This window comes from Enterobacter cloacae complex sp. 382A5 (assembly GCF_050031095.1).
Taxonomy (GTDB): domain Bacteria; phylum Pseudomonadota; class Gammaproteobacteria; order Enterobacterales; family Enterobacteriaceae; genus Enterobacter; species Enterobacter cloacae.
The window spans coordinates 3,461,101-3,486,196 of sequence record NZ_JBLGVK010000001.1 but is presented as its reverse complement, the minus strand read 5'-3'; the positions used below and the strand labels follow the sequence as shown (position 1 = coordinate 3,486,196).

18 protein-coding genes, 1 tRNA gene, 3 rRNA genes and 1 other annotated feature are annotated in these 25,096 nt (G+C 53.3%); of the genes, 12 read left to right on the top strand and 10 right to left on the bottom strand.

What is annotated here, in order from left to right:
• Positions 1–79: 79 nt before the first annotated feature.
• A complete protein-coding gene (locus ACQG2G_RS16365; RefSeq protein WP_020690780.1) occupies positions 80–454 on the bottom strand; it encodes a DUF2799 domain-containing protein in 375 nt (124 codons plus the stop codon).
• A gap of 214 nt (positions 455–668) precedes the next feature.
• On the opposite strand from ACQG2G_RS16365, the gene aroF reads away from it, so the two are divergent.
• From aroF to ACQG2G_RS16350, 3 genes are read left to right on the top strand one after another with little or no spacing between them, the layout of a single operon-like run.
• Positions 669–1,739 (top strand): 3-deoxy-7-phosphoheptulonate synthase AroF, encoded by a 1,071-nt coding sequence (aroF, locus tag ACQG2G_RS16360; RefSeq protein WP_013098343.1) that lies wholly within the window; start codon positions 669–671, stop codon positions 1,737–1,739.
• A gap of 10 nt (positions 1,740–1,749) precedes the next feature.
• Complete coding sequence (gene tyrA, locus ACQG2G_RS16355; protein WP_013098342.1) at positions 1,750–2,871, top strand: bifunctional chorismate mutase/prephenate dehydrogenase; 1,122 nt, start codon at positions 1,750–1,752, stop codon at positions 2,869–2,871.
• Between the two features lie 60 nt (positions 2,872–2,931).
• A complete protein-coding gene (locus tag ACQG2G_RS16350) occupies positions 2,932–3,804 on the top strand; it encodes an SMP-30/gluconolactonase/LRE family protein (protein ID WP_045901427.1) in 873 nt (290 codons plus the stop codon).
• Here the strand turns inward: ACQG2G_RS16350 and pheA are convergent.
• The 4 genes from pheA to bamD form a co-directional block, all read right to left on the bottom strand.
• Complete coding sequence (gene pheA / locus ACQG2G_RS16345; protein WP_013098340.1) at positions 3,801–4,961, bottom strand: bifunctional chorismate mutase/prephenate dehydratase; 1,161 nt, start codon at positions 4,959–4,961, stop codon at positions 3,801–3,803. The two genes, ACQG2G_RS16350 and pheA, sit on opposite strands and share 4 nt — an antisense overlap.
• Before the next feature lie 30 nt (positions 4,962–4,991).
• Positions 4,992–5,117, bottom strand: a sequence feature (Phe leader region).
• Entirely contained in the window at positions 5,069–5,116 is a 48-nt protein-coding gene (gene pheL, locus ACQG2G_RS16340; protein ID WP_100249759.1) for a pheA operon leader peptide PheL, read from the bottom strand. (Overlaps the previous feature by 48 nt.)
• 103 nt (positions 5,118–5,220) lie before the next feature.
• Positions 5,221–5,562, bottom strand: coding sequence for a ribosome-associated translation inhibitor RaiA (gene raiA / locus ACQG2G_RS16335; protein ID WP_008502470.1), 342 nt, complete (start codon positions 5,560–5,562; stop codon positions 5,221–5,223).
• A gap of 268 nt (positions 5,563–5,830) precedes the next feature.
• Entirely contained in the window at positions 5,831–6,568 is a 738-nt protein-coding gene (bamD, locus tag ACQG2G_RS16330) for an outer membrane protein assembly factor BamD (protein ID WP_013098339.1), read from the bottom strand.
• Between the two features lie 131 nt (positions 6,569–6,699).
• On the opposite strand from bamD, the gene rluD reads away from it, so the two are divergent.
• From rluD to ACQG2G_RS16290, 8 genes are all read left to right on the top strand, one after another.
• On the top strand, positions 6,700–7,680 hold the full coding sequence (gene rluD / locus ACQG2G_RS16325; RefSeq protein WP_029882082.1) for a 23S rRNA pseudouridine(1911/1915/1917) synthase RluD: 981 nt from the start codon (positions 6,700–6,702) through the stop codon (positions 7,678–7,680).
• Positions 7,677–8,408, top strand: a complete 732-nt coding sequence (yfiH, locus tag ACQG2G_RS16320) for a purine nucleoside phosphorylase YfiH (RefSeq protein WP_013098337.1) — start codon at positions 7,677–7,679, stop codon at positions 8,406–8,408. Before rluD ends, yfiH begins: the two co-directional genes overlap by 4 nt.
• 129 nt (positions 8,409–8,537) lie before the next feature.
• The gene (gene clpB / locus ACQG2G_RS16315; protein WP_348595941.1) at positions 8,538–11,111 is read left to right on the top strand and encodes an ATP-dependent chaperone ClpB; all 2,574 of its coding nucleotides are present in this window, start codon (positions 8,538–8,540) and stop codon (positions 11,109–11,111) included.
• Between the two features lie 429 nt (positions 11,112–11,540).
• Positions 11,541–13,080 (top strand): 16S ribosomal RNA (locus ACQG2G_RS16310).
• A gap of 84 nt (positions 13,081–13,164) precedes the next feature.
• Positions 13,165–13,240, top strand: a tRNA-Glu gene (locus tag ACQG2G_RS16305).
• 182 nt (positions 13,241–13,422) lie between these two features.
• Positions 13,423–16,325 (top strand): 23S ribosomal RNA (locus ACQG2G_RS16300).
• Between the two features lie 66 nt (positions 16,326–16,391).
• Positions 16,392–16,507 (top strand): 5S ribosomal RNA (rrf, locus tag ACQG2G_RS16295).
• The 16S, 23S and 5S rRNA genes sit together here with 1 tRNA gene alongside, the layout of an rRNA operon.
• A 249-nt stretch (positions 16,508–16,756) precedes the next feature.
• Positions 16,757–18,052 (top strand): MFS transporter, encoded by a 1,296-nt coding sequence (locus ACQG2G_RS16290; RefSeq protein WP_348596179.1) that lies wholly within the window; start codon positions 16,757–16,759, stop codon positions 18,050–18,052.
• Here ACQG2G_RS16290 and ACQG2G_RS16285 read toward each other — a convergent pair.
• The 5 genes from ACQG2G_RS16285 to trxC all read right to left on the bottom strand — a co-directional run bounded on the left by ACQG2G_RS16285 (position 18,049) and on the right by trxC (position 23,770).
• Positions 18,049–18,372, bottom strand: coding sequence for a YfiM family lipoprotein (locus ACQG2G_RS16285; RefSeq protein ID WP_369118622.1), 324 nt, complete (start codon positions 18,370–18,372; stop codon positions 18,049–18,051). The genes ACQG2G_RS16290 and ACQG2G_RS16285 overlap by 4 nt on opposite strands.
• Before the next feature lie 44 nt (positions 18,373–18,416).
• Complete coding sequence (gene pssA, locus ACQG2G_RS16280; RefSeq protein ID WP_029882218.1) at positions 18,417–19,772, bottom strand: CDP-diacylglycerol--serine O-phosphatidyltransferase; 1,356 nt, start codon at positions 19,770–19,772, stop codon at positions 18,417–18,419.
• A gap of 110 nt (positions 19,773–19,882) precedes the next feature.
• Entirely contained in the window at positions 19,883–22,546 is a 2,664-nt protein-coding gene (locus tag ACQG2G_RS16275; protein WP_013098332.1) for a bifunctional acetate--CoA ligase family protein/GNAT family N-acetyltransferase, read from the bottom strand.
• 35 nt (positions 22,547–22,581) lie between these two features.
• Positions 22,582–23,280 carry a tRNA-uridine aminocarboxypropyltransferase gene (gene tapT / locus ACQG2G_RS16270; RefSeq protein ID WP_013098331.1) on the bottom strand — a complete coding sequence of 233 codons (699 nt, stop codon included), beginning with the start codon at positions 23,278–23,280 and terminating at the stop codon, positions 22,582–22,584.
• 70 nt (positions 23,281–23,350) lie between these two features.
• Positions 23,351–23,770: a thioredoxin TrxC gene (gene trxC, locus ACQG2G_RS16265; RefSeq protein WP_013098330.1), complete on the bottom strand. Its 420-nt coding sequence runs from the start codon at positions 23,768–23,770 to the stop codon at positions 23,351–23,353.
• 204 nt (positions 23,771–23,974) lie between these two features.
• Between trxC and ACQG2G_RS16260 the strand changes: the two genes are divergently transcribed.
• Positions 23,975–25,060 carry a tRNA/rRNA methyltransferase gene (locus tag ACQG2G_RS16260; RefSeq protein ID WP_061771849.1) on the top strand — a complete coding sequence of 362 codons (1,086 nt, stop codon included), beginning with the start codon at positions 23,975–23,977 and terminating at the stop codon, positions 25,058–25,060.
• The last annotated feature ends 36 nt before the right edge of the window (positions 25,061–25,096 follow it).

Genomic DNA, 25,096 nt, shown 5'->3' with positions numbered 1-25,096 from the left:
GTCATTATGTCAGAAATGTACTGAGTACGACCTAAGCTAAATCCTACAGTTGTATATATTCCGGCGTATAAAAAACGGCTTAATTAAGTCTGCTGGAACGCATACTTTCATCCATTCCTTGTTGCCATGATTCATGCAGTTTTGCTGCGTTTTCAACAGTATCACAACTGGCCGGGAAAGATTTGCCTGCTACTCCCCAGGCGTGAATAAAACCTTCCTCACACACTTTTTTCTGTCCGTCGGCGTAGCCACGAAGATATTCACTACGATCAACCTGCGGGTCGTTAAAACTATCGGCCAGCGTCTGATTATCTTTAACCGGCAGACCATTCATGGCGTCTTCTTTACCCGCATCAAACCAGCTGGGACTAGTCCAGTCGGGCTGGAAGGTATAAGGGTTGATCTCACAGCCCGATAAAAACAGCGACAACAGCATCAGAGCGATTGAACGCATAGCCATTCTCCTTTTTTCTTCAGCATAGCCTGGCAAAAGAAAGTGGGGGTGTAATTTTATGTTTACGATTTTGTCGGCTGATTTTTGCAGTAAAATGGCTTTTGTAAAGTAAAGTGTACGTATTTTGGATTGAAATCTTTACTTGTTGTGGTATCGTTGTTTCACCTCTTCGAGGAAAACACCTATCGCAAACGAGCTTTACAGGATCGCCATCATGCAAAAAGACGCGCTGAACAACGTACATATCACTGACGAACAGGTTTTGATTACACCGGATCAACTGAAAGCGGAGTTCCCGCTGAGCGCCGCGCAGGAGGCTCAAATTGAGCACTCGCGCCAGACCATTTCTGACATTATCGCTGGCCGCGATCCGCGTCTGCTGGTGGTATGTGGTCCTTGCTCCATTCACGATCCTGAAACCGCCATTGAGTACGCTCGTCGATTTAAAGCATTAGCGGAGGAGGTCAGCGATAGCCTCTACCTGGTGATGCGCGTCTATTTTGAGAAGCCACGTACCACCGTTGGCTGGAAAGGGTTGATTAACGATCCGCACATGGATGGCTCGTTTGATGTGGAAGCCGGTCTGAAGATTGCGCGTCGCCTGCTGGTTGAGCTGGTCAGCATGGGGCTGCCACTGGCAACCGAAGCGCTGGATCCGAACAGCCCGCAGTACCTGGGCGATCTGTTTAGCTGGTCTGCGATTGGTGCGCGTACCACGGAATCACAAACCCACCGTGAAATGGCGTCTGGTCTGTCGATGCCGGTTGGTTTTAAAAACGGGACCGACGGTAGCCTTGCCACGGCGATCAACGCCATGCGCGCCGCGGCCATGCCGCATCGCTTTGTAGGTATTAACCAGGCGGGCCAGGTTTGTCTCCTGCAGACGCAGGGTAATCCGGACGGTCATGTGATCCTTCGCGGCGGTAAAGCGCCAAACTACAGCCCGGCAGATGTGGCACAGTGTGAAAAAGAGATGGAGCAGGCGGGACTGCGCCCGGCACTGATGGTAGATTGCAGTCATGGTAATTCGAACAAAGATTACCGTCGTCAGCCTGCGGTGGCGGAATCGGTGGTCGCACAAATCAAAGACGGCAACCGTTCTATTATCGGTCTGATGATTGAGAGCAATATTCATGAAGGCAATCAATCATCTGAACAACCGCGCAGCGCAATGAAGTACGGTGTGTCCGTGACGGATGCCTGCATCAGCTGGGAAACCACCGATGCGCTGCTGCGTGAGATCCACAAAGATATAAACGGCCAGCTGGCGACGCGTCTGGCTTAAGAGGTTAGGTATGGTTGCTGAATTGACCGCATTACGCGATCAAATTGATGAAGTGGATAAGGCGCTGCTGGATCTGTTAGCGCGCCGTATGGCGCTGGTTGCCGAGGTGGGTGAGGTCAAAAGCAAATATGGCCTGCCGATTTACGTTCCGGAGCGCGAGGCCTCCATGCTGGCTTCCCGTCGTAAAGAGGCCCAGGCGCTGGGCGTCTCGCCGGATTTGATTGAAGATGTCTTGCGTCGTGTGATGCGGGAGTCCTACTCCAGCGAAAACGATAAAGGCTTCAAAACCCTTTGCCCGTCCCTGCGCCCGGTCGTTATTGTGGGCGGGGCGGGTCAGATGGGGCGGCTGTTTGAAAAAATGCTGACCCTGTCTGGCTATCAGGTGCGTATCCTGGAAAAAGAGGACTGGGCAAAAGCACCGGAGCTGATGAAAGATGCCGGAATGGTCATTGTCAGCGTGCCGATTCACGTGACGGAGCAGATCATTGCGAAGCTTCCTCCGCTACCTGCAGATTGCATCCTGGTGGATTTAGCGTCCGTGAAAAATGGTCCGCTGCAGGCAATGCTGGCCGCGCACACGGGGCCGGTCCTGGGGCTACATCCTATGTTTGGCCCGGACAGCGGCAGCCTGGCGAAACAGGTGGTGGTCTACTGCGATGGTCGTCAGCCGGAAGCCTACCAGTGGTTCCTGGAACAGATTCAGGTTTGGGGCGCGCGGCTGCACCGCATTAGCGCGGTTGAACACGATCAGAACATGGCGTTCATCCAGGCGCTGCGTCACTTTGCGACCTTTGCCTATGGGCTGCATCTGGCGGAAGAGAATGTGCAGCTTGAGCAGTTATTGGCACTCTCTTCGCCTATCTATCGTCTGGAGCTGGCGATGGTAGGGCGTCTGTTTGCTCAGGATCCCCAGCTTTACGCCGACATTATTATGTCGTCTGAGAACAACCTGGCACTGATTAAGCGTTACTACCAGCGTTTTGGCGAAGCCATTACGCTGCTGGAGCACGGCGACAAGCAGGCGTTTATCGACAGCTTCCGTAAGGTTGAACACTGGTTTGGCGATTACGCGCAACGTTTCCAGAGCGAGAGCCGCACGCTGTTGCGTCAGGCAAATGACAGTCGCCAGTAATGCGATGATGTATATACTGAAAGCCAGCATTGCTGGCTTTTTTCATTTTGGGGAACTGTCATGGCCGAACCGCAGCTGCTGTTGAACTACACCGGGCATCTGCCCGAATGCCCGACGTGGAGTGCAGAGGAAAATGCGCTTTACTGGGCGGATATTCTTGAAGGTGAGATCCACCGTTATCATTTACCCACGGCGGAACACACCGTGCTCTCTTTCCACGAAGAGGTGGGGTGTTTCGCCCTGCGCGAACGCGGCGGCTTTATCGTCGCGATGCGAAGCGGCATCTGGCTTTCCGATAAACACGGCCTGCTGCAGCGCAAAGTCTGTGATAACCCGTCGAATCCGCAGCTTGCGCGTTTCAATGATGGGGGAACCGATCACCGGGGCCAGTTCTACGCCGGGACCTTCTGGGCACCGGGTGATTACAACGGGGCGCTGCTGATGCGCATTGATAACGATCTGACGCCAAAAGTTATCCAGTGCGACATTCATGGCCACAATGGTCTGGCATTCAGCCCCGACCAGCGGTGGATGTTTACTTCTGATACGCCAAACGGCGTTATCTACCGTACCCCACTGGATGAGCAGGGGGAACCCGGTAAAAGGGAGGTATTCCGCCGGTTCAACGACGGCGAAGGGATACCTGACGGTGCCGCGATGGACGTGGAAGGCTGTTACTGGAGTGCGCTGTTTGATGGCTGGCGCATCGCGCGCTTTTCACCTCAGGGAGAGCAACTGGAAGAGTACCGAATGCCGGTCCGTTGCCCTACGATGGTCTGCTTTGGCGGTGACGATATGAAAACGCTGTTTATCACGACCACCCGGGAAAATATGGATGCGCAGGAGGTGGCGCAATATCCCCTCTCCGGCGCTATCTTCACCCTGCCGGTCAGTGTGGCAGGGATGAAGAAAAGCCGGTTTATCGAACGTTAGCTTGGGTCAACCGGTACCACGTTTTCGCTCGGATAACAGCCCAGCACCTTCATTGAACGGGTGATTTCGCTCAGTTCACGCAGGGCTTTCTGCATGGACGGTGATTCCAGGTTGGCCTGAATGTCGAGATAGAACATCTCTTCCCACGGATTGCCGTGAATCGGGCGCGATTCGAGTCTGGTCATGATCAGATTGTGGTTACGCAGTACCAGCAGCGCTTCAACCAGTGCGCCTGCCTGCTGCCCGGTTGCCATCAACAGGGTGGTTTTGGCGGGCACCTGATCAGAGACATTAATGGCTTTGCGTGCCAGCACGATGAAGCGGGTAATGTTTTGCGTCTGGTTTGCCAGGTTACGTTCCAGAACCTGGAGACCATACAGCGCACCGCCCGCCTCGCTGCCCAGCGCCGCGACGGTAGGGGAGTTTGCCTGGGCGACTTTTTCCATTGCTGCGGAGGTGCTTTCGGTGTACTCAATTTTCCAGTTCGGATAACGGTTGAGGAACTGACTGCACTGCTGGAACGGCTGCGGATGGCTGTAGACCGTCTCGATGGTGCTCAAATCGGTTGAGCCAGAGACCAGCACGCAGTGATCGATAGGGATTGTCAGCTCCCCAACCAGCGACAGGCTGGTGTGTTGCAGCAAATCGTACACGTCGTTGATGGCACCGGAACTGGTGTTCTCAATCGGCACGACGGCGTAATCCGCCTGGCCGGTTTCCACCTGATTGAAAATATCGGCGAACTTTGCGCAGCCGCTCTCAATGAACTCTTCAAAATGACGTGCAGCGTACTGGCGGGCAGCCAGATGGGAGTAGGAGCCCTTAGGGCCAAGAAACGCGATGCGGGCAGAGTGCGGGTTGGTTTTATTCAGATGCTGCTGCAACAGCGCTTGCTGGGTCAGAACAGAGTCTTCGATGATGAGCTGGAACAAACGGGTGATGTAATGTGCGTCAAGGTGATGGGCTTTGCCGAGTTGAATCAGACGTTCCAGCAGGTCGCGTTCGCGGTCGATATCACGTACCGGACGGTGGGAGTCCAGTTTGGCTTTACCCACTTCGATGGCGAGCGCGCGGCGTTCAGCCAGAAGTGCCAGTAATTTTTCATCCAGCGCGCTGATTTTTACTCGCAGATCCAGTAACGGGTTTTCCGGTGTCATAGTGTTGTCTGTCTCGTTTTATCGTTATCAATAAAAAAGGCCCCCCGGTGTGGGAGGCCTTGTTGTTCGTCTTCGCATTCTTTATCACACGACGAAACGCCTCCCGTTCAGGGGAAGGTAAAAAAGAATGCGAAGAAAAACGGCGTCAGTTTCATGAAATCATCCTGTGGTTGATAACGTTAAAGTACCCGTACTGTTTTCACCCTGTCAATAAAAAACGCGCCCGAAGGCGCGTTGGCGGTAAACTCAATTTAAAGGATTACTCTTCTTCAACTTCTTCCGCGAAGCTGGCGTCTTTCACCGAGGTCGTGGCGCGACGGGCTTCACCTTTGTGCTGCACTTTATTGAGCTGCCGTTCCAGCTTGTTGATCAAATCGTTAATAGCGGTGTACATATCCTCGTGTTTTGCGCTGGCGACCAGATGGCCGTTTGGAGTATTGATAGTTGCGTCAGCGATGAAACCCTGCGGCTCCTTAGACAGGATGATATGTGGATTAATTAAGTGTGTTTGCCATTTATCCAGTTTGGCGAGACGGTCTGCGACGTGCTGGCGAATTGCCGGGGTAATTTCCATTTGTTTGCTGGTAATGTTCATTGTCATAAATTTTACCTCTTGTCTTTCCGTCTTGGTGATTCCAGCATACCTGTCCTAATGTCAAAATGTGTGATTTAGATCACGTTATTTTGTCGGTTTTTGTCAGGGAATCTTTTTTGTGAGGCAGGGCAGGAAGAGGTGAGATTTACCTTGTCGAAGGCAAAAATTGCGGTCATAGTTGATAGGATGTGTTGAAGCTAAACCGCTTCAGCTTTGTCTGAAATGAATAAAAAAACGGCAGCCCGCGGGCTGCCGTTTTGCTTTGACGTCGCTATCAGGTGTTGCTGCTGTTCGCGGCGATGATTTTTGCTACCTTGTCTGCCTGTGCGGTCATCTGCATCTGGCGGTAAGCATTTTCCATCAGCTTCAGGCCGTCGCGGGTCGCCTGCGTATCCGGATAATCACGCAGCATTCCCTCTACACGGTTAACCACGGCAACCCATGCGCCACGACGGGTGTAGTATTCAGCAACCGAGTATTCGTATTTCGCCAGACGGTCTTTCAGGAACACCAGACGTTTGGTGGCGTCGGTTACGTACTGGCTGTTCGGATAGCCGCGCACCAGTTTGGAAAAGTCGTTGAACGCATCACGCGCATGCTGCGGGTCACGGTCGGAGCGATCCACACCGAAGAAGCCCTGCAGGGCACTGTCATCCAGCGCCATGTTGGTCAGACCGCGCATGTACATTACATAGTCGATGTTAGGATGAGTCGGGTTCAGACGCATGAAACGATCGATGGTTGCCTGAGCCAGCGGCAGATCGGCATTTTTATAGTATGCGTAGATGAGATCTAACTGTACCTGCTGCGAATACGGACCAAATGGATAGCGATTATCCAACGCTTCCAGTTGCGTTATCGCCTGTTTCCAGTTACCGTCCTGCAACTTTTGTTGTGCAGTCGCATAGATTTCATTCGGCGGATTGTCAGGGACCTGTTCATTTGAACCGGAGCAGCCCACCAAAGCCAGGCTCAACGTGGCCGCTGCCACCAGATATTTCATGCGCGTCATGACGTTTTGACTTTCCTCAAATGTTTGTCCGGGAGAAACTCTGTTCCTGCTCCCGATTAAGACCAGCTACAATAGCACACTATATTAAACGGCAAAGCCGTAAAACCCAACGTTAAACGAAGAAGCAGTTTATGGCACAACGAGTAGAACTCACCGCAACAGTCTCCGAAAATCAGCTCGGTCAACGCTTAGATCAAGCTTTGGCCGAATTGTTCCCTGATTATTCGCGTTCACGCATAAAAGAATGGATTCTTGACCAGCGCGTGCTGGTAAACGGTAAAGTCTGGGACAAACCGAAAGAGAAAGTGTTAGGTGGGGAAGCTGTCGCCATCAATGCTGAAATCGAAGAGGAAATCCGCTTCGAGCCACAGGATATCCCACTGGACATCGTCTATGAAGATGATGACATTCTGGTGATTAACAAGCCGCGCGACCTGGTTGTTCATCCAGGAGCGGGGAATCCTGACGGTACGGTACTTAACGCACTTCTCCATTATTATCCGCCGATTGCTGATGTGCCGCGTGCCGGTATCGTGCATCGTCTGGATAAAGACACCACCGGTCTGATGGTGGTGGCAAAGACCGTACCTGCCCAGACTCGCCTGGTGGAATCACTGCAGCTGCGTGAGATCACCCGCGAATATGAAGCCGTGGCTATTGGCCATATGACTGCTGGCGGTACGGTTGATGAGCCGATCAGCCGTCACCCTACCAAACGTACTCATATGTCGGTGCATCCGATGGGTAAACCGGCGGTGACGCACTATCGCATTATGGAACATTTCCGCATTCATACGCGTCTGCGTCTGCGTCTGGAGACCGGTCGTACCCACCAGATCCGCGTGCATATGGCGCACATCACCCATCCGCTGGTGGGGGATCAGGTTTACGGTGGTCGTCCGCGTCCACCAAAAGGGGCATCGGACGAGTTCATCAGCGTACTGCGCAAGTTTGATCGTCAGGCGCTGCACGCCACCATGCTGCGCCTTTATCACCCTATTTCAGGGATTCAAATGGAATGGCATGCGCCGATCCCGCAGGATATGGTGGAGCTTATTGACGCCATGCGCGCGGATTTTGAAGAACACAAAGATCAAGTGGACTGGTTATGACCAAACTGATTGTTCCGGAGTGGCCACTGCCTGAAGGTGTGGCTGCCTGCAGTTCAACCCGCGTTGGCGGGGTAAGTCAGGGGGCGTGGGCGTCTTTGAACCTTGGCGCACACTGCGGCGACAACCTGGAACACGTTGAAGAAAACCGCTCGCGGCTGTTTGCTGCGGGCAACTTACCGTCTAAACCGGTGTGGCTTGAGCAGGTTCACGGTAAAGCCGTGCTGAAGTTGACGGGAGAACCCTACGCGTCTAAACGTGCCGATGCCTCCTACAGCGATACGCAGGGAACAGTATGCGCGGTGATGACAGCCGATTGCCTGCCGGTGCTGTTTTGTAACCGTGCGGGTACCGAGGTTGCGGCTGCTCATGCGGGCTGGCGTGGTCTGTGTGAAGGCGTGCTGGAAGAAACCGTCGCCTGCTTCAAAGACGATCCTGCAAATATCATTGCCTGGCTTGGCCCGGCAATTGGTCCTCAGGCATTCGAGGTGGGCCCAGAGGTTCGTGAAGCGTTTATGGCAAAAGATCCGCAAGCCGTTAACGCTTTCGAACCCGTGGGGGAAAAATATCTGGCCGATATTTATCAGCTTGCACGTCAGCGTCTGAATAATGTCAAGGTGACGCAGATCTTCGGCGGTGACCGCTGTACGTTCACCGAAAAGGGTGATTTCTTCTCTTATCGCCGCGACAAGACGACGGGGCGTATGGCAAGTTTTATTTGGCTGATATAACCTAAAGAATCAAGACGATCCGGCACGTGCCGTTTTCTTTTCACATAATTCAGGTCATTAACCTTGAATAATTGAGGGATGACCTCATTTAATCTCCAGTAGCAAATTTGACCTGTTATGGGAGGAGTTATGCGTCTGGATCGTCTTACTAATAAATTCCAGCTTGCTCTCGCCGATGCCCAGTCCCTTGCACTGGGGCACGACAACCAATTCATCGAACCTCTTCATTTAATGAGCGCCTTGCTGAATCAGGAAGGGGGATCGGTACGTCCATTATTAACGTCTGCTGGCATTAATGCTGGCCAGTTACGCACTGCCATCGATCAGGCACTGAGCCGTTTACCGCAGGTAGAAGGTACCGGCGGCGACGTTCAGCCGTCCCAGGATCTGGTGCGGGTGCTGAACCTTTGCGACAAGCTGGCGCAAAAATGTGGGGACAACTTTATTTCGTCGGAACTGTTTGTTCTGGCGGCGCTTGAATCACGCGGTACCCTGACCGACCTGCTGAAAACTGCCGGCGCAACCACGGCCAATGTGACTCAGGCGATTGAGAAAATGCGTGGGGGTGAAAGCGTGAACGATCAGGGAGCCGAAGACCAACGTCAGGCTTTGAAAAAATTTACGGTCGATCTGACCGAGCGTGCTGAGCAGGGTAAACTTGACCCGGTGATCGGCCGTGATGAAGAAATTCGCCGTACTATTCAGGTTCTGCAGCGCCGTACCAAAAACAACCCGGTGCTGATTGGTGAACCGGGTGTTGGTAAAACCGCCATCGTTGAAGGGCTGGCGCAGCGTATTGTAAACGGTGAAGTACCGGAAGGGCTGAAAGGCCGCCGTGTACTGGCACTGGATATGGGGGCGCTGGTGGCCGGGGCGAAGTATCGCGGTGAATTCGAAGAGCGTCTGAAAGGCGTGCTTAACGATCTGGCAAAACAGGAAGGCAATGTCATTCTGTTTATCGATGAGTTGCACACCATGGTCGGTGCCGGTAAAGCAGACGGCGCGATGGATGCCGGGAACATGCTGAAACCTGCACTGGCACGCGGTGAACTTCACTGTGTGGGTGCCACGACGCTGGACGAGTACCGTCAGTACATTGAAAAAGATGCTGCGCTTGAACGTCGTTTCCAGAAGGTGTTTGTCGCGGAACCAAGCGTGGAAGATACCATCGCGATCCTGCGTGGTCTGAAAGAACGTTATGAGCTGCACCACCATGTGCAGATCACTGACCCGGCGATTGTTGCGGCAGCGACGCTTTCGCATCGTTATATCGCCGACCGTCAGTTACCGGATAAAGCGATCGACCTTATCGATGAGGCCGCATCCAGCATTCGTATTCAGATAGACTCGAAGCCGGAAGAGTTGGACAGACTCGACCGTCGTATCATTCAGCTCAAACTGGAACAGCAGGCACTCAAGAAAGAGTCTGATGAAGCCAGTAAAAAACGCCTCGATATGCTCAATGAGGAACTGGACGATAAAGAGCGCCAGTATTCTGAGTTAGAAGAAGAGTGGAAGGCAGAGAAAGCGTCACTCTCTGGCACTCAGACCATTAAGGCTGAACTCGAACAGGCAAAAATTGCCATTGAGCAGGCGCGTCGTGTGGGTGACCTGGCGCGAATGTCAGAGTTGCAGTACGGCAAAATCCCTGAGCTGGAGAAACAGCTTGAGATTGCGACGCAGTCTGAAGGCAAAACAATGCGTCTGTTACGTAACAAAGTAACGGATGCGGAAATTGCAGAGGTGCTGGCGCGCTGGACCGGTATTCCGGTAGCACGCATGATGGAAAGCGAACGCGATAAACTGCTGCGCATGGAGCAGGATCTGCATCAGCGCGTGATTGGCCAGGACGAGGCGGTTGAAGCGGTTTCCAACGCCATCCGTCGTAGCCGCGCCGGATTGTCTGATCCTAATCGTCCGATTGGTTCGTTCCTGTTCCTGGGCCCTACCGGGGTGGGTAAAACCGAGCTATGTAAGGCGCTGGCTAACTTTATGTTCGACAGCGACGATGCGATGGTGCGTATCGACATGTCCGAGTTTATGGAGAAACACTCCGTTTCACGTCTGGTGGGGGCACCTCCGGGATATGTCGGTTATGAAGAGGGCGGTTACCTGACAGAAGCGGTACGCCGTCGCCCTTATTCCGTCATCCTGCTGGACGAAGTGGAAAAAGCGCACCCGGATGTGTTCAATATTCTGCTGCAGGTCCTGGATGATGGTCGTCTGACCGACGGGCAGGGGAGAACGGTGGATTTCCGTAATACGGTCGTGATCATGACATCGAACCTGGGTTCCGATTTGATTCAGGAACGTTTCGGTGAACTGGATTACAGCCATATGAAGGATCTGGTTCTGGGTGTGGTTAGCCATAACTTCCGTCCGGAGTTCATCAACCGTATCGATGAAGTGGTGGTATTCCATCCTCTGGGTGAGAAACACATTGCGTCGATTGCACAGATCCAGCTGCAGCGTCTGTACAAACGTCTGGAAGAGCGTGGATATGAAATTCACATCTCTGACGATGCGCTGAAACTGCTGAGCGAAAATGGTTACGATCCGGTTTACGGGGCGCGTCCGTTGAAACGTGCTATCCAGCAGCAGATCGAAAACCCGCTGGCGCAGCAGATACTGTCAGGCGAACTGGTTCCGGGCAAAGTTATCCGTCTGGAAGCCAACGACGACCGAATTGTGGCAGTGCAGTAAGTCACAAAACACAAAAACGAGCCGCTTGCGGCTCGTTTTTGTTTAAAAACCAGGCCAGAATTGAGGTCTGGGATGTAATTTGCCTGGAAAGTGAGCAGTCAGTAAATAATTTTCACTTTATCCTTGCAGCTTCAGAATTACTCCCTATAATGCGCCTCCACTGACACGGAACAACGGCACACACGCCGCCGGGTCAGCAGAGAAAAGCAAATTAAACGCTTGACTCTGAAGCGGGAAAGCGTAATATGCACACCCCGCGCCGCAGCGAAAACGAAGCGGCACTGCTCTTTAACAATTTATCAGACAATCTGTGTGGGCACTCAAAGTGACATGGATTCTTAATGTCTTCGGACAATAAATGAACACCAAGTCTCAACGAGTGAACACGTAATTCATTACGAAGTTTAATTCATTGAGCATCAAACTTTTAAATTGAAGAGTTTGATCATGGCTCAGATTGAACGCTGGCGGCAGGCCTAACACATGCAAGTCGAACGGTAGCACAGAGAGCTTGCTCTCGGGTGACGAGTGGCGGACGGGTGAGTAATGTCTGGGAAACTGCCTGATGGAGGGGGATAACTACTGGAAACGGTAGCTAATACCGCATAATGTCGCAAGACCAAAGAGGGGGACCTTCGGGCCTCTTGCCATCAGATGTGCCCAGATGGGATTAGCTAGTAGGTGGGGTAACGGCTCACCTAGGCGACGATCCCTAGCTGGTCTGAGAGGATGACCAGCCACACTGGAACTGAGACACGGTCCAGACTCCTACGGGAGGCAGCAGTGGGGAATATTGCACAATGGGCGCAAGCCTGATGCAGCCATGCCGCGTGTATGAAGAAGGCCTTCGGGTTGTAAAGTACTTTCAGCGGGGAGGAAGGTGTTGTGGTTAATAACCACAGCAATTGACGTTACCCGCAGAAGAAGCACCGGCTAACTCCGTGCCAGCAGCCGCGGTAATACGGAGGGTGCAAGCGTTAATCGGAATTACTGGGCGTAAAGCGCACGCAGGCGGTCTGTCAAGTCGGATGTGAAATCCCCGGGCTCAACCTGGGAACTGCATTCGAAACTGGCAGGCTGGAGTCTTGTAGAGGGGGGTAGAATTCCAGGTGTAGCGGTGAAATGCGTAGAGATCTGGAGGAATACCGGTGGCGAAGGCGGCCCCCTGGACAAAGACTGACGCTCAGGTGCGAAAGCGTGGGGAGCAAACAGGATTAGATACCCTGGTAGTCCACGCCGTAAACGATGTCGATTTGGAGGTTGTGCCCTTGAGGCGTGGCTTCCGGAGCTAACGCGTTAAATCGACCGCCTGGGGAGTACGGCCGCAAGGTTAAAACTCAAATGAATTGACGGGGGCCCGCACAAGCGGTGGAGCATGTGGTTTAATTCGATGCAACGCGAAGAACCTTACCTGGTCTTGACATCCACAGAACTTTCCAGAGATGGATTGGTGCCTTCGGGAACTGTGAGACAGGTGCTGCATGGCTGTCGTCAGCTCGTGTTGTGAAATGTTGGGTTAAGTCCCGCAACGAGCGCAACCCTTATCCTTTGTTGCCAGCGGTTAGGCCGGGAACTCAAAGGAGACTGCCAGTGATAAACTGGAGGAAGGTGGGGATGACGTCAAGTCATCATGGCCCTTACGACCAGGGCTACACACGTGCTACAATGGCGCATACAAAGAGAAGCGACCTCGCGAGAGCAAGCGGACCTCATAAAGTGCGTCGTAGTCCGGATTGGAGTCTGCAACTCGACTCCATGAAGTCGGAATCGCTAGTAATCGTAGATCAGAATGCTACGGTGAATACGTTCCCGGGCCTTGTACACACCGCCCGTCACACCATGGGAGTGGGTTGCAAAAGAAGTAGGTAGCTTAACCTTCGGGAGGGCGCTTACCACTTTGTGATTCATGACTGGGGTGAAGTCGTAACAAGGTAACCGTAGGGGAACCTGCGGTTGGATCACCTCCTTACCTTAAAGAACCTGCCTTTGCAGTGCTCACACAGATTGTCTGATGAAAAGTAAATAGCAAGGCGTCTTGCGATTGAGACTGTACGTCCCCTTCGTCTAGAGGCCCAGGACACCGCCCTTTCACGGCGGTAACAGGGGTTCGAATCCCCTAGGGGACGCCACTTGCTGGTTCGTGAGTGAAAGTCACCTGCCGTCATATCTCAAAACTGACTTGCGAGTCATGTTTGAGATATTTGCTCTTTAAAAATCTGGATCAAGCTGAAAATTGAAACGACACACATGTTATGTGTGTTCGAGTCTCTCAAATTTTCGCAATCAGAAGTGAAACATCTTCGGGTTGTGAGGTTAAGCGACTAAGCGTACACGGTGGATGCCCTGGCAGTCAGAGGCGATGAAGGACGTGCTAATCTGCGAAAAGCGCCGGCGAGGTGATATGAACCCTTGACCCGGCGATGTCCGAATGGGGAAACCCAGTGCAATCCGTTGCACTATCGTTAACTGAATACATAGGTTAACGAGGCGAACCGGGGGAACTGAAACATCTAAGTACCCCGAGGAAAAGAAATCAACCGAGATTCCCCCAGTAGCGGCGAGCGAACGGGGAGCAGCCCAGAGTCTGAATCAGCTTGTGTGTTAGTGGAAGCGTCTGGAAAGTCGCACGGTACAGGGTGATAGTCCCGTACACGAAAATGCACAGGCTGTGAACTCGAAGAGTAGGGCGGGACACGTGGTATCCTGTCTGAATATGGGGGGACCATCCTCCAAGGCTAAATACTCCTGACTGACCGATAGTGAACCAGTACCGTGAGGGAAAGGCGAAAAGAACCCCGGCGAGGGGAGTGAAAAAGAACCTGAAACCGTGTACGTACAAGCAGTGGGAGCACCTTCGGGTGTGACTGCGTACCTTTTGTATAATGGGTCAGCGACTTATATTCTGTAGCAAGGTTAACCGTATAGGGGAGCCGAAGGGAAACCGAGTCTTAACTGGGCGTTAAGTTGCAGGGTATAGACCCGAAACCCGGTGATCTAGCCATGGGCAGGTTGAAGGTTGGGTAACACTAACTGGAGGACCGAACCGACTAATGTTGAAAAATTAGCGGATGACCTGTGGCTGGGGGTGAAAGGCCAATCAAACCGGGAGATAGCTGGTTCTCCCCGAAAGCTATTTAGGTAGCGCCTCGTGAACTCATCTTCGGGGGTAGAGCACTGTTTCGGCTAGGGGGCCATCCCGGCTTACCAACCCGATGCAAACTACGAATACCGAAGAATGTTATCACGGGAGACACACGGCGGGTGCTAACGTCCGTCGTGAAGAGGGAAACAACCCAGACCGCCAGCTAAGGTCCCAAAGTCATGGTTAAGTGGGAAACGATGTGGGAAGGCCCAGACAGCCAGGATGTTGGCTTAGAAGCAGCCATCATTTAAAGAAAGCGTAATAGCTCACTGGTCGAGTCGGCCTGCGCGGAAGATGTAACGGGGCTAAACCATGCACCGAAGCTGCGGCAGCGACACTCTGTGTTGTTGGGTAGGGGAGCGTTCTGTAAGCCGTTGAAGGTGGCCTGTGAGGGTTGCTGGAGGTATCAGAAGTGCGAATGCTGACATAAGTAACGATAAAGCGGGTGAAAAGCCCGCTCGCCGGAAGACCAAGGGTTCCTGTCCAACGTTAATCGGGGCAGGGTGAGTCGACCCCTAAGGCGAGGCCGAAAGGCGTAGTCGATGGGAAACAGGTTAATATTCCTGTACTTGGTGTTACTGCGAAGGGGGGACGGAGAAGGCTATGTTAGCCGGGCGACGGTTGTCCCGGTTTAAGCATGTAGGCGGAGGTTCCAGGTAAATCCGGTACCTTTTAACGCTGAGGTGTGATGACGAGGCACTACGGTGCTGAAGTAACAAATGCCCTGCTTCCAGGAAAAGCCTCTAAGCATCAGGTAACACGAAATCGTACCCCAAACCGACACAGGTGGTCAGGTAGAGAATACCAAGGCGCTTGAGAGAACTCGGGTGAAGGAACTAGGCAAAATGGTGCCGTAACTTCGGGAGAAGGCACGCTGATATGTAGGTGAAGCCCCTGCGGGTGGAGCTGAAATCAGTCGAAGATACCAGCTGGCTGCAACTGTTTATTAAAAACACAGCACTGTGCAAACACGAAAGTGGACGTATACGGTGTGACGCCTGCCCGGTGCCGGAAGGTTAATTGATGGGGTTAGCGGCAACGCGAAGCTCTTGATCGAAGCCCCGGTAAACGGCGGCCGTAACTATAACGGTCCTAAGGTAGCGAAATTCCTTGTCGGGTAAGTTCCGACCTGCACGAATGGCGTAATGATGGCCAGGCTGTCTCCACCCGAGACTCAGTGAAATTGAACTCGCTGTGAAGATGCAGTGTACCCGCGGCAAGACGGAAAGACCCCGTGAACCTTTACTATAGCTTGACACTGAACACTGGTCCTTGATGTGTAGGATAGGTGGGAGGCTTTGAAGCGTGGACGCCAGTCTGCGTGGAGCCGTCCTTGAAATACCACCCTTTAATGGCTGGTGTTCTAACGTAGACCCGTTACCCGGGTTGCGGACAGTGTCTGGTGGGTAGTTTGACTGGGGCGGTCTCCTCCCAAAGAGTAACGGAGGAGCACGAAGGTTAGCTAATCCTGGTCGGACATCAGGAGGTTAGTGCAATGGCATAAGCTAGCTTGACTGCGAGAGTGACGGCTCGAGCAGGTGCGAAAGCAGGTCATAGTGATCCGGTGGTTCTGAATGGAAGGGCCATCGCTCAACGGATAAAAGGTACTCCGGGGATAACAGGCTGATACCGCCCAAGAGTTCATATCGACGGCGGTGTTTGGCACCTCGATGTCGGCTCATCACATCCTGGGGCTGAAGTAGGTCCCAAGGGTATGGCTGTTCGCCATTTAAAGTGGTACGCGAGCTGGGTTTAGAACGTCGTGAGACAGTTCGGTCCCTATCTGCCGTGGGCGCTGGAGAATTGAGGGGGGCTGCTCCTAGTACGAGAGGACCGGAGTGGACGCATCACTGGTGTTCGGGTTGTCATGCCAATGGCACTGCCCGGTAGCTAAATGCGGAAGAGATAAGTGCTGAAAGCATCTAAGCACGAAACTTGCCCCGAGATGAGTTCTCCCTGAGACTTAAAGTCTCCTGAAGGAACGTTGAAGACGACGACGTTGATAGGTCGGGTGTGTAAGCGCAGCGATGCGTTGAGCTAACCGATACTAATGAACCGTGAGGCTTAACCTTACAACGCCGAAGATGTTTTGGCGAAGAGAGACGATTTTCAGCCTTGATACAGATTAACAGAATTTGCCTGGCGGCTTTAGCGCGGTGGTCCCACCTGACCCCATGCCGAACTCAGAAGTGAAACGCCGTAGCGCCGATGGTAGTGTGGGGTCTCCCCATGTGAGAGTAGGGAACTGCCAGGCATCAAATAAGAAAAACCCCGTACCGTAAGGTGCGGGGTTTTTTGCTTTTGTTTTCTCCCTCACCCTGCGGGAGAGGGCACCAGACCGCACCATTCCCCTCCTGGGCTTTCTCCGGAACTTACCTTGCTAACGAAATTTGTGATCTCCCTCGCAATGTTATTTATAACAAAATAATAACATTTAATTTACAAGGTATTGAGTTCCTTCAGAGCTCAACATGCCGTTGTTTATGGCAGGAGTATAATCATAATGACCGAAAGCATTACATCGAACGGGACGCTGGTTGCCAGTGATACCCGAAGAAGGGTATGGGCAATTGTTAGTGCCTCATCCGGTAACCTGGTTGAATGGTTCGACTTTTACGTCTACTCATTCTGTTCACTTTACTTCGCACATATTTTCTTCCCGTCAGGAAACACCACAACGCAGCTACTGCAAACGGCAGGTGTATTTGCCGCAGGATTCTTAATGCGGCCGATTGGTGGCTGGTTATTTGGCCGTATCGCAGACCGTCGCGGGCGTAAAACCTCCATGCTGATCTCGGTCTGCATGATGTGTTTTGGTTCCCTTATCATCGCCTGTCTGCCGGGGTATGACGCTATCGGAACCTGGGCGCCCGCCCTTTTATTGCTGGCTCGTTTATTCCAGGGACTCTCCGTTGGGGGAGAGTACGGCACCAGCGCCACGTACATGAGTGAAATTGCACTTGAAGGTCGGAAGGGTTTTTACGCCTCTTTCCAGTATGTCACGCTCATCGGTGGTCAACTGCTGGCCATTCTGGTTGTCGTGATCCTGCAGCAGATCCTCACAGACAGCCAGCTTCATGAATGGGGATGGCGAATTCCTTTCGCGATGGGAGCTGCACTGGCGATCGTGGCGCTTTGGCTGCGCCGTCAGTTAGACGAAACCTCGCAAAAAGAGGTCAGGGCGCTGAAGGAAGCGGGATCGTTTAAAGGACTGTGGCGAAACCGCAAAGCTTTCCTGATGGTTCTCGGTTTCACCGCCGGTGGTTCACTCAGTTTTTATACTTTTACCACCTACATGCAAAAGTATCTGGTGAATACTACGGGAATGCACGCCAACGTCGCCAGCGTCATCATGACCGCCGCGCTGTTCGTCTTTATGCTGATACAGCCGCTAATTGGTGCGCTCTCAGATAAGATCGGCCGTCGCACATCAATGTTGATTTTTGGTGGCATGTCCGCCTTATGTACCGTCCCCATTTTAACCGCGCTTCAGCACGTCTCATCACCTTATGCCGCATTTGCTTTGGTGATGCTGGCGATGGTGATTGTGAGTTTCTACACCTCGATCAGCGGAATACTCAAGGCCGAGATGTTTCCGGCACAGGTGCGTGCTTTGGGAGTAGGGCTTTCTTATGCGGTCGCCAATGCCCTGTTTGGTGGTTCGGCGGAGTACGTTGCGCTGTCCCTGAAATCATGGGGAAGCGAAACGACATTCTTCTGGTATGTGACGATCATGGGGGCGCTGGCCTTTATCGTATCCCTGATGCTGCATCACAAAGGGAAAGGTATTCGTCTTTAATAATGCGCCATCTGCCACACGTCATAGCCGGTCGTGGCACCGGCAACATCCCAGGCAAAATCTTTCCAGCTCCAGCCGCTCCCTGAGGGGCGGCTATCCCATAATTCTTTAGATGCCCCAAGACTGACTGAGAACATCAGGCCGATTGCCGCACTACGATCCCGGCTATACCCCTGGTGCTGGGCGTACTCATTACCGGCAGCGGACAACATCGCGGATGCGAGGAAGTGTTGCGCTTTATCCTGGCCGGACCAACTATCGTTCGCCATATGGCTACAGCCGGTTAAACAGAGGGTCATGACTAACAGAGGAAGACGCATCAACAGCTCCATAAAAAAGCCCTGCGGGTGGCAGGGCCTGGATATTACAGAATACGGCTGATAAGACGATCGATACGGATGCGACGCAAACGGCGAATAAGCTTACGAACCTTCACCGGATAATCGGCAATGCTCTGTAGCTCGCGATAATGACGAACAACCGTCGTATGTGTACGAATAAGTTCCAGCTCACGTTCACGCTGCGCGGCCAGTTCATGTTGTGGATCGTGGATCAGAATTGCGTTTTCCAGATCCAGACGCCAGGCACGAGGGTTCAGGTTGTTGCCGGTCAGCAGCATCCATTCATCATCAACCCACATTCCTTTGAGATGATAGCTGTTATCTTCATCTTTCCAGAGACGCACCACCAGCTGGTCGGTGTTTACGTAATACTGTAAGCGACTGAGGAAACGACGCAGGTTAATCTCATAAAGGTAGGGCAGGGCGCCGATGATTTTGAAGGGTTGATCTTCAGGAATGAAAAAGTCATTAGCCGTTTTATCACCGACAATAATTTCCACTTTTTTACCGTCGCGCAGCAGCTGAATGATATTGCGCACCAGCACGGCGGGAAGGTTAAAGTACGGCGTACAGATAGTGAGCTTCTGCTCTGCGCACGGCATCAGATGGAAAATCGTTTTGTTCAGCAGGCTGGATTTTCCTAAGCCCACCAGAGGTGTAACGGACAACTCTTCGTTGTTTGCATCGCCCTGGAAATGATAAACCGCATCGCGCAGCTCCTGGCGGAACGCGCGAACGTCGTTTTTGATTTCCGGGCTTTTCGGGCGATGAGGATCGTCAAGGCGATTCACACCACGGCCATGTACCAGATGCTTATCCACCCAGTTAAACATGATGTCGGCCATCTGCGAATTACGGATCAGATGGTAGCGGTCGTAGCGATACTTATCGAGCTGATGAAGGTAAACATCATTCAGACTCGCGCCACTATAAAGCACGCTGTCATCGATGATGAACCCTTTGAAATGGAGTACGCCAAGCGCTTCACGGGTATTCACCGGCACCCCGTAAACAGGGACATCAACGCCAGGATTTTCCTGCGCCGTGCGGCAATACCAGTCTGCGTTTGTATTTGAAGCAGCAGCGCCAATACGGCCACGCTGAGCGCGGTGCCAGTCAACCAGCACGCGAACATCCAGTTCAGGACGCTGACGCTTGGCTTCGTAGAGCGCATTCAGGATCGCGCGGCCACCTTCATCTTGTTCAAGATAGAGTGCCACAATGCAAATGCGTCGCGTGGCGCTGGCAATCTTTTCCAGAAGCGTCTCCCGAAAATGAGCGGGAGCGTAAAAGAACTCTACATCATCAACTGACTGAGAAATCTTCGGTAGTTGAGCAAGGTGTTGTTGATGTTTATTACGCTTAAATTTTGACAACATCACAGTGCGTTTCTTCTCTGTTCATTGAAGGGTTGTCTGTACCATGCAAACAACATAAGCGGACAATGATACCACCAGTCCCGTCCAAAGTGGGTAACATTTCCAGTAGCTTACTCGGGTTTATCCGGCGATTTCAGAGTGAGGGAGAGGGCAACAATCCCCTCGTCCAGCTGAATATCAACGTCAAAACCGAGTTTTCGCGCCAGGGTCACCATACCGCGATTGTTTGGCATAGTAATGCCATTCAGGCGTAACAATCCGTGATCGCGCGTATAACTGATGAGTTTTTCCAGTAGCCGCCGCCCAAGGCCCAGGCCTTTAAGATCGGAGCGCACCAGTACGGCAAACTCCGCATCGACGTTATCCGGATCTGAAATAGCACGTGTCACGCCAAGGATCTCATCACCGTTTTCGGAACGACGAACGGCGACAAAGGCCATTTCTCGATCGTAGTCGATCTGGGTCATATTGGCTAAATCATCGTGGGTAAATTCGTTGATTTCGCTGAAGTAGCGATAGTAAAGATCCTCTTTCGTGACCTGAGAGATAAACGTCCGCAGTTGCGGTTCGTCTTCCGGCAAAATGGGGCGAAACAGCGAACGCTCACCGTTCTTCATCTCCACCCACTCTTCCAGTTGCAGAGGATAAGGACGGATTGCCAGACGGCTCTCTCTGTCGCCTTCGAATGGTGCGATATCCAGCGTGACGTCCAGCGCCGTGAACTCATTGCCGGAGGCGAGCAGAGGATGAATGTCCAGCCGCTGTATCTCCGCGCAATCGACTATCAGGTTTGAGACCTGCACCAGGAACTGGCTTAACCCCGCAATGTCGAGCGGACGCAGGGCGCTCCGGCCACGGATTTTTTTGCTTTTGATGGCCTGAATAATCAGATAGCGAGCAAGGTTCATGTTCAACGGCGGTAAGGCCACCACGGCTTGTTCTTCAGGGCGCCATTCCACGCCACCTTCTCCCAGCATGATGAGCGGGCCAAAAACCGGATCGTGCTCAACAACCACCCGCAGTTCCTGTGCGCCCGCGCGGTTCGCCATGCTTTGCACCAGCAGTCCGTGGATTCTGGCCTGGGGCCAGGCCATTTTTACGCGGTCGAAAATAGCATCTGCCGCTTGCTGAACTTCAGCCGCGGTTCGAAGATACAGCATTACCCCCTGCACATCGGACTTGTGGGGAATATCCGGTGAGCGAAGCTTAAGGGCGACTGGATAGCCTATCTGTTCGGCAATATGTACTGCTTCCGCGCTGTCGCTGGCGATCCAGGTTGGCAGCGTCTGCATCCCATAGCTACCAAGAATGGGTTGCACTTCGTGAGTGTCCAGCGATGTCGCACCTTCATCGATAGCCTGTTGCAACAGCCGGTGAACGTCGACGGAATTTGCCGTCAGATTGCCCGGCAATGCTGGGGTTTCACGCAACTGTTTCTGGTTACGACGGTACTCCACCATATGCATAAAGGCGGTAATAGTCCCTTCCGGGGTACGGTACGTTGGCAACCCCGCTTCGCTGAATAGTCGCCGTGCCTCCTGAGAGGAGAACTCACCGCACCAGTTGGTGAGCAGAGTGACGTATTTACCACGCGGATGGTTACGCACTGCTTCAATGAGGGCTCGCGCGCTCTCACTGCCAGGAGCGACCGCGCTGGGGGAGTGGATAATCATCAGCGCATCGAAATCCTGACTATCCAGCAAAATAGAAATGGCTTTGATATAGCGATCGCTACTGGCATCATCGCGTAGATCAAGGGGATTCCCGGGGGCAACGCTGATGGGTAAAGCCTCTCTCAGGCGCTGAAGCGTCTCTTCACCGAGCGTGGCCAGCTTGCCATTACGTAACCACAGTTCGTCCAGCGCCAGCGCCGCCGGAGCTGCGCCGTTACTGACGATCATTAATTTCTCTCCACGCAACGGACGCATATGACTCAACGTCTCGACGGCTGAAAAAAGTTCGTGCGTGTCCTGTACCCGCAGTAAACCCGCGCGCTGGATAGCCGCATCCCAGGCGGGATCCATCCCGGAATGGGAATGCAGCAGGCTTTGTGCTGCAGGGCTGCGTCCGCTTTTGATGACCAGGATGGGTTTATTACGTGACGCGCTGCGCGATGCCGACACAAAACGACGGGCGTCGCTGAGGTGTTCAAGATAAAGCAGGATCGCACTGGTTTTGCTGTCACGCGCCAGAAAATCCAGCAGTTCATCCACGTCGATATCCAGGCTGTCACCCAGGGCGATGAAGTAGGAGAACCCCATCTCACGCTGCTGCGCCCAGTCAAGGATCGTGTTGGATACCGCAGCCGACTGCGAAATAAAAGCAAGTTTGCCTTTACGGATCGGCACTGGAGAAAAGCTGGCATTCAGTCCTTGCCAGGGGGCGAGTAATCCCAGACTGTTCGGCCCAAGAATACGCATTTGATAGCGGCTGGCGCACGCCAGAAGCTCGGGCTGCTGTTCAGGAGGAGATGAGAGGATAATGCAGGTCTTACACCCTTTCTTGCCGAGCGATTCCAGTAATTCCGGGTTACGTTTCGCATTTGTACAGAGTACGGCCAAATCGGGTACGAAAGGCAGGCTCTGCACATCAGGCCATGCAAGTACCCCCTGAACGGCCTTATAGGCCGGTGTAACGGGCATAACGGGGCCATTAAATCCGCCGGCCAGCAGATTGCGCATCATCAGATAGCCAGCGCGATCCGGTTTCATTGATGCGCCGATGACGGCTATGGATTTAGGACGTAGTAGCGCTTCTAACCCTCGCTGGCTCATGCAGGCCTCCTGTGAATGCAAGCGACCTGATGATTTTAAACGTTTTCTGTCCCGGTTGCTGTGACACTGCCCTTATGAACGGTTTTTCCCGCCAGATAGCGTTCGCGAAAACGGGAGAAATGGCTGCCCAGCGCGGCAGCCGCCTCGGTATCACCCGCTAAATCCAGCAGTGCGATCGCCACTTCGGCGGTGCAGTATTGTCCGTCAGCATGGGCTTCACGTAAGCGGTAGGCCGATACGCGAGAGAGGTCGACAGAAATGATCGGCAGCGCGTCAAGGTAAGGGCTTTTACGGAACATTTTCCGCGCTTCCGTCCAGGTGCCATCCAGCATAATAAACAGCGGTGGTTTTCCGGATGGCGGGGCTGACAATACCTGACGGTCGGCGCCTGCATAGGAGGCGGGGAAAACGACCATCGGCTGATAGTCCGGGCTTGCCACTAAGTCGAGCAGGGCCTGAGGAGGCTCCGTTCGCGACCACTGAAACGCGGCCGTATCAGGCAGAATATCGGCGATCAGACGGCCCGTATTGCTGGGTTTCATCGGTTCGGTATCAAACATGACCAGGCAAAAACGGCTTTCCGCCGTGGCCGGTACCAGCGTGTCGCACAGGCACACTTTTAACGGCAACAGGCAGCGCTGGCAGCGACGGATGCGGTTGCCACGAGCGAGAAAAGGGCGAGTCGCGCGGGCAAGGCGTTCGGCGCGTAATTGAAGTACAGCGTTATCAGTCATGGGCGAAAGGGCAGGAAAAACCCCATTTTCGCAGAGGCGGGAACGGGGCACAAGATGTGCCCCGTGAATGTTACAGCGACTCGTTCAACCAGCTCTCGAAAGGCGCTTTGGGTACCGCGCCGTTGAGCATGTCGATGACTTCACCATTTTTGAAAATCATGATGGTCGGAATGCTACGAATACGAAAACGGGCGCTGAGCTCGCGTTCTGCCTCCGTATTCACCTTCACAAAACGCATCTTCCCGCTGCGCTCTTCGGCGACATCTTCAAAGATTGGCGCGAAGTTACGGCACGGGCCACACCATGGTGCCCAGAAATCGACAACCACCGGGAGATCGTCCTTGAGGAGTTTGTCCAGCGTAGCACCTGTAGCGTTAATCACATCGCCATCAAACAACTCATGGCCACAACGCCCGCATTTCGCACCATCCTCGATCCGATCGTCCGGAATGCGGTTAAGAGCCTGACAGTTGGCACATACGGTATTCATAACTAACCTCTGATAGAACCATGGGACAGCGGCAGTATGCCGATAATGTTTCTAATATGTTACATATTATCAATGAGCCTGTTTGAAACGACAATGCGTTTTATTCAATGAGAACAATAGTCACAGGCTTTTGTACGAAATTATGGCTATGCGCTTGCACATCGGGTAATCTGCGCGCTTCGCGCAGCGCTGGTGGAGAAAAGCATGAACGACAAAATGAAAAATAAAAGCGGCAAGGTCAAAGTGATGTATGTCCGCAGTGATGATGACTCTGATAAACGCACCCAAAATCCGCGTACCGGAAAAGGTGGCGGGCGTCCGGCGTCCTCTCGTGCAGACGGTGGCCGTCGCCCCGCCCGCGATGACAGAAACAACCGCGGCGATGACCGCAAACGTGATGACCGCAAGCGTGACGATCGCAAACGCGATGATTTTGCACGTGAGGGTTCGTCACCATGGCGTACCGTGTCCCGCGCGCCTGGCGATGAGACGCCTGAAAAAGCCGATCACGGCGGCATCAGCGGTAAAAGCTTTATCGATCCGGAAGTGCTGCGCCGTCAGCGTGCGGAAGAGACACGCGTGTATGGCGAAAACGCCTGTCAGGCTCTGTTCCAGAGCCGTCCTGAATGTATCGTTCGTGCATGGTTTATCCAGAGCGTCACCCCTCGCTTCAAAGAAGCCCTGCGCTGGATGGCGGCAAACCGTAAAGCCTACCATGTGGTTGATGATGCCGAGTTGACGAAAGCGTCAGGCACCGAACACCACGGTGGTGTCTGCTTCCTGATCAAAAAACGCAACGGCACAACGGTGCAACAGTGGGTCAGCCAGGCCGGTGCCGATGACTGCGTGCTGGCGCTGGAAGATGTGGGTAACCCGCATAACCTGGGTGCGATGATGCGCAGCTGCGCGCACTTCGGCGTTAAAGGAGTACTGCTGCAGGATGCTGCGCTGCTGGAATCCGGTGCTGCGATCCGTACTGCGGAAGGCGGTGCCGAGCACGTTCAGCCGATCACCGGCGACAGCGTTCTGGATGCCATTGAGCAGTTCCGTAAAGCGGGCTATTCCATTGTGACGACCTCCAGCCATGCCGGTACGCCGCTGTTTAAAGCGACGCTGCCGCGCAAGATGGTGCTGGTGTTAGGTCAGGAACGTGATGGTCTGTCAGACGCGGCACTCTCGAGTGCGGATCTGAGCGTCTCTATTGACGGGACGGGCAATGTGGAAAGTCTGAACGTTTCCGTCGCGACCGGCGTACTGCTGGCGGAGTGGTGGCGTCAGAACAAAGCATAAGCTTTTTATGTGCCGGGCCAGCCCGGCACATTCATT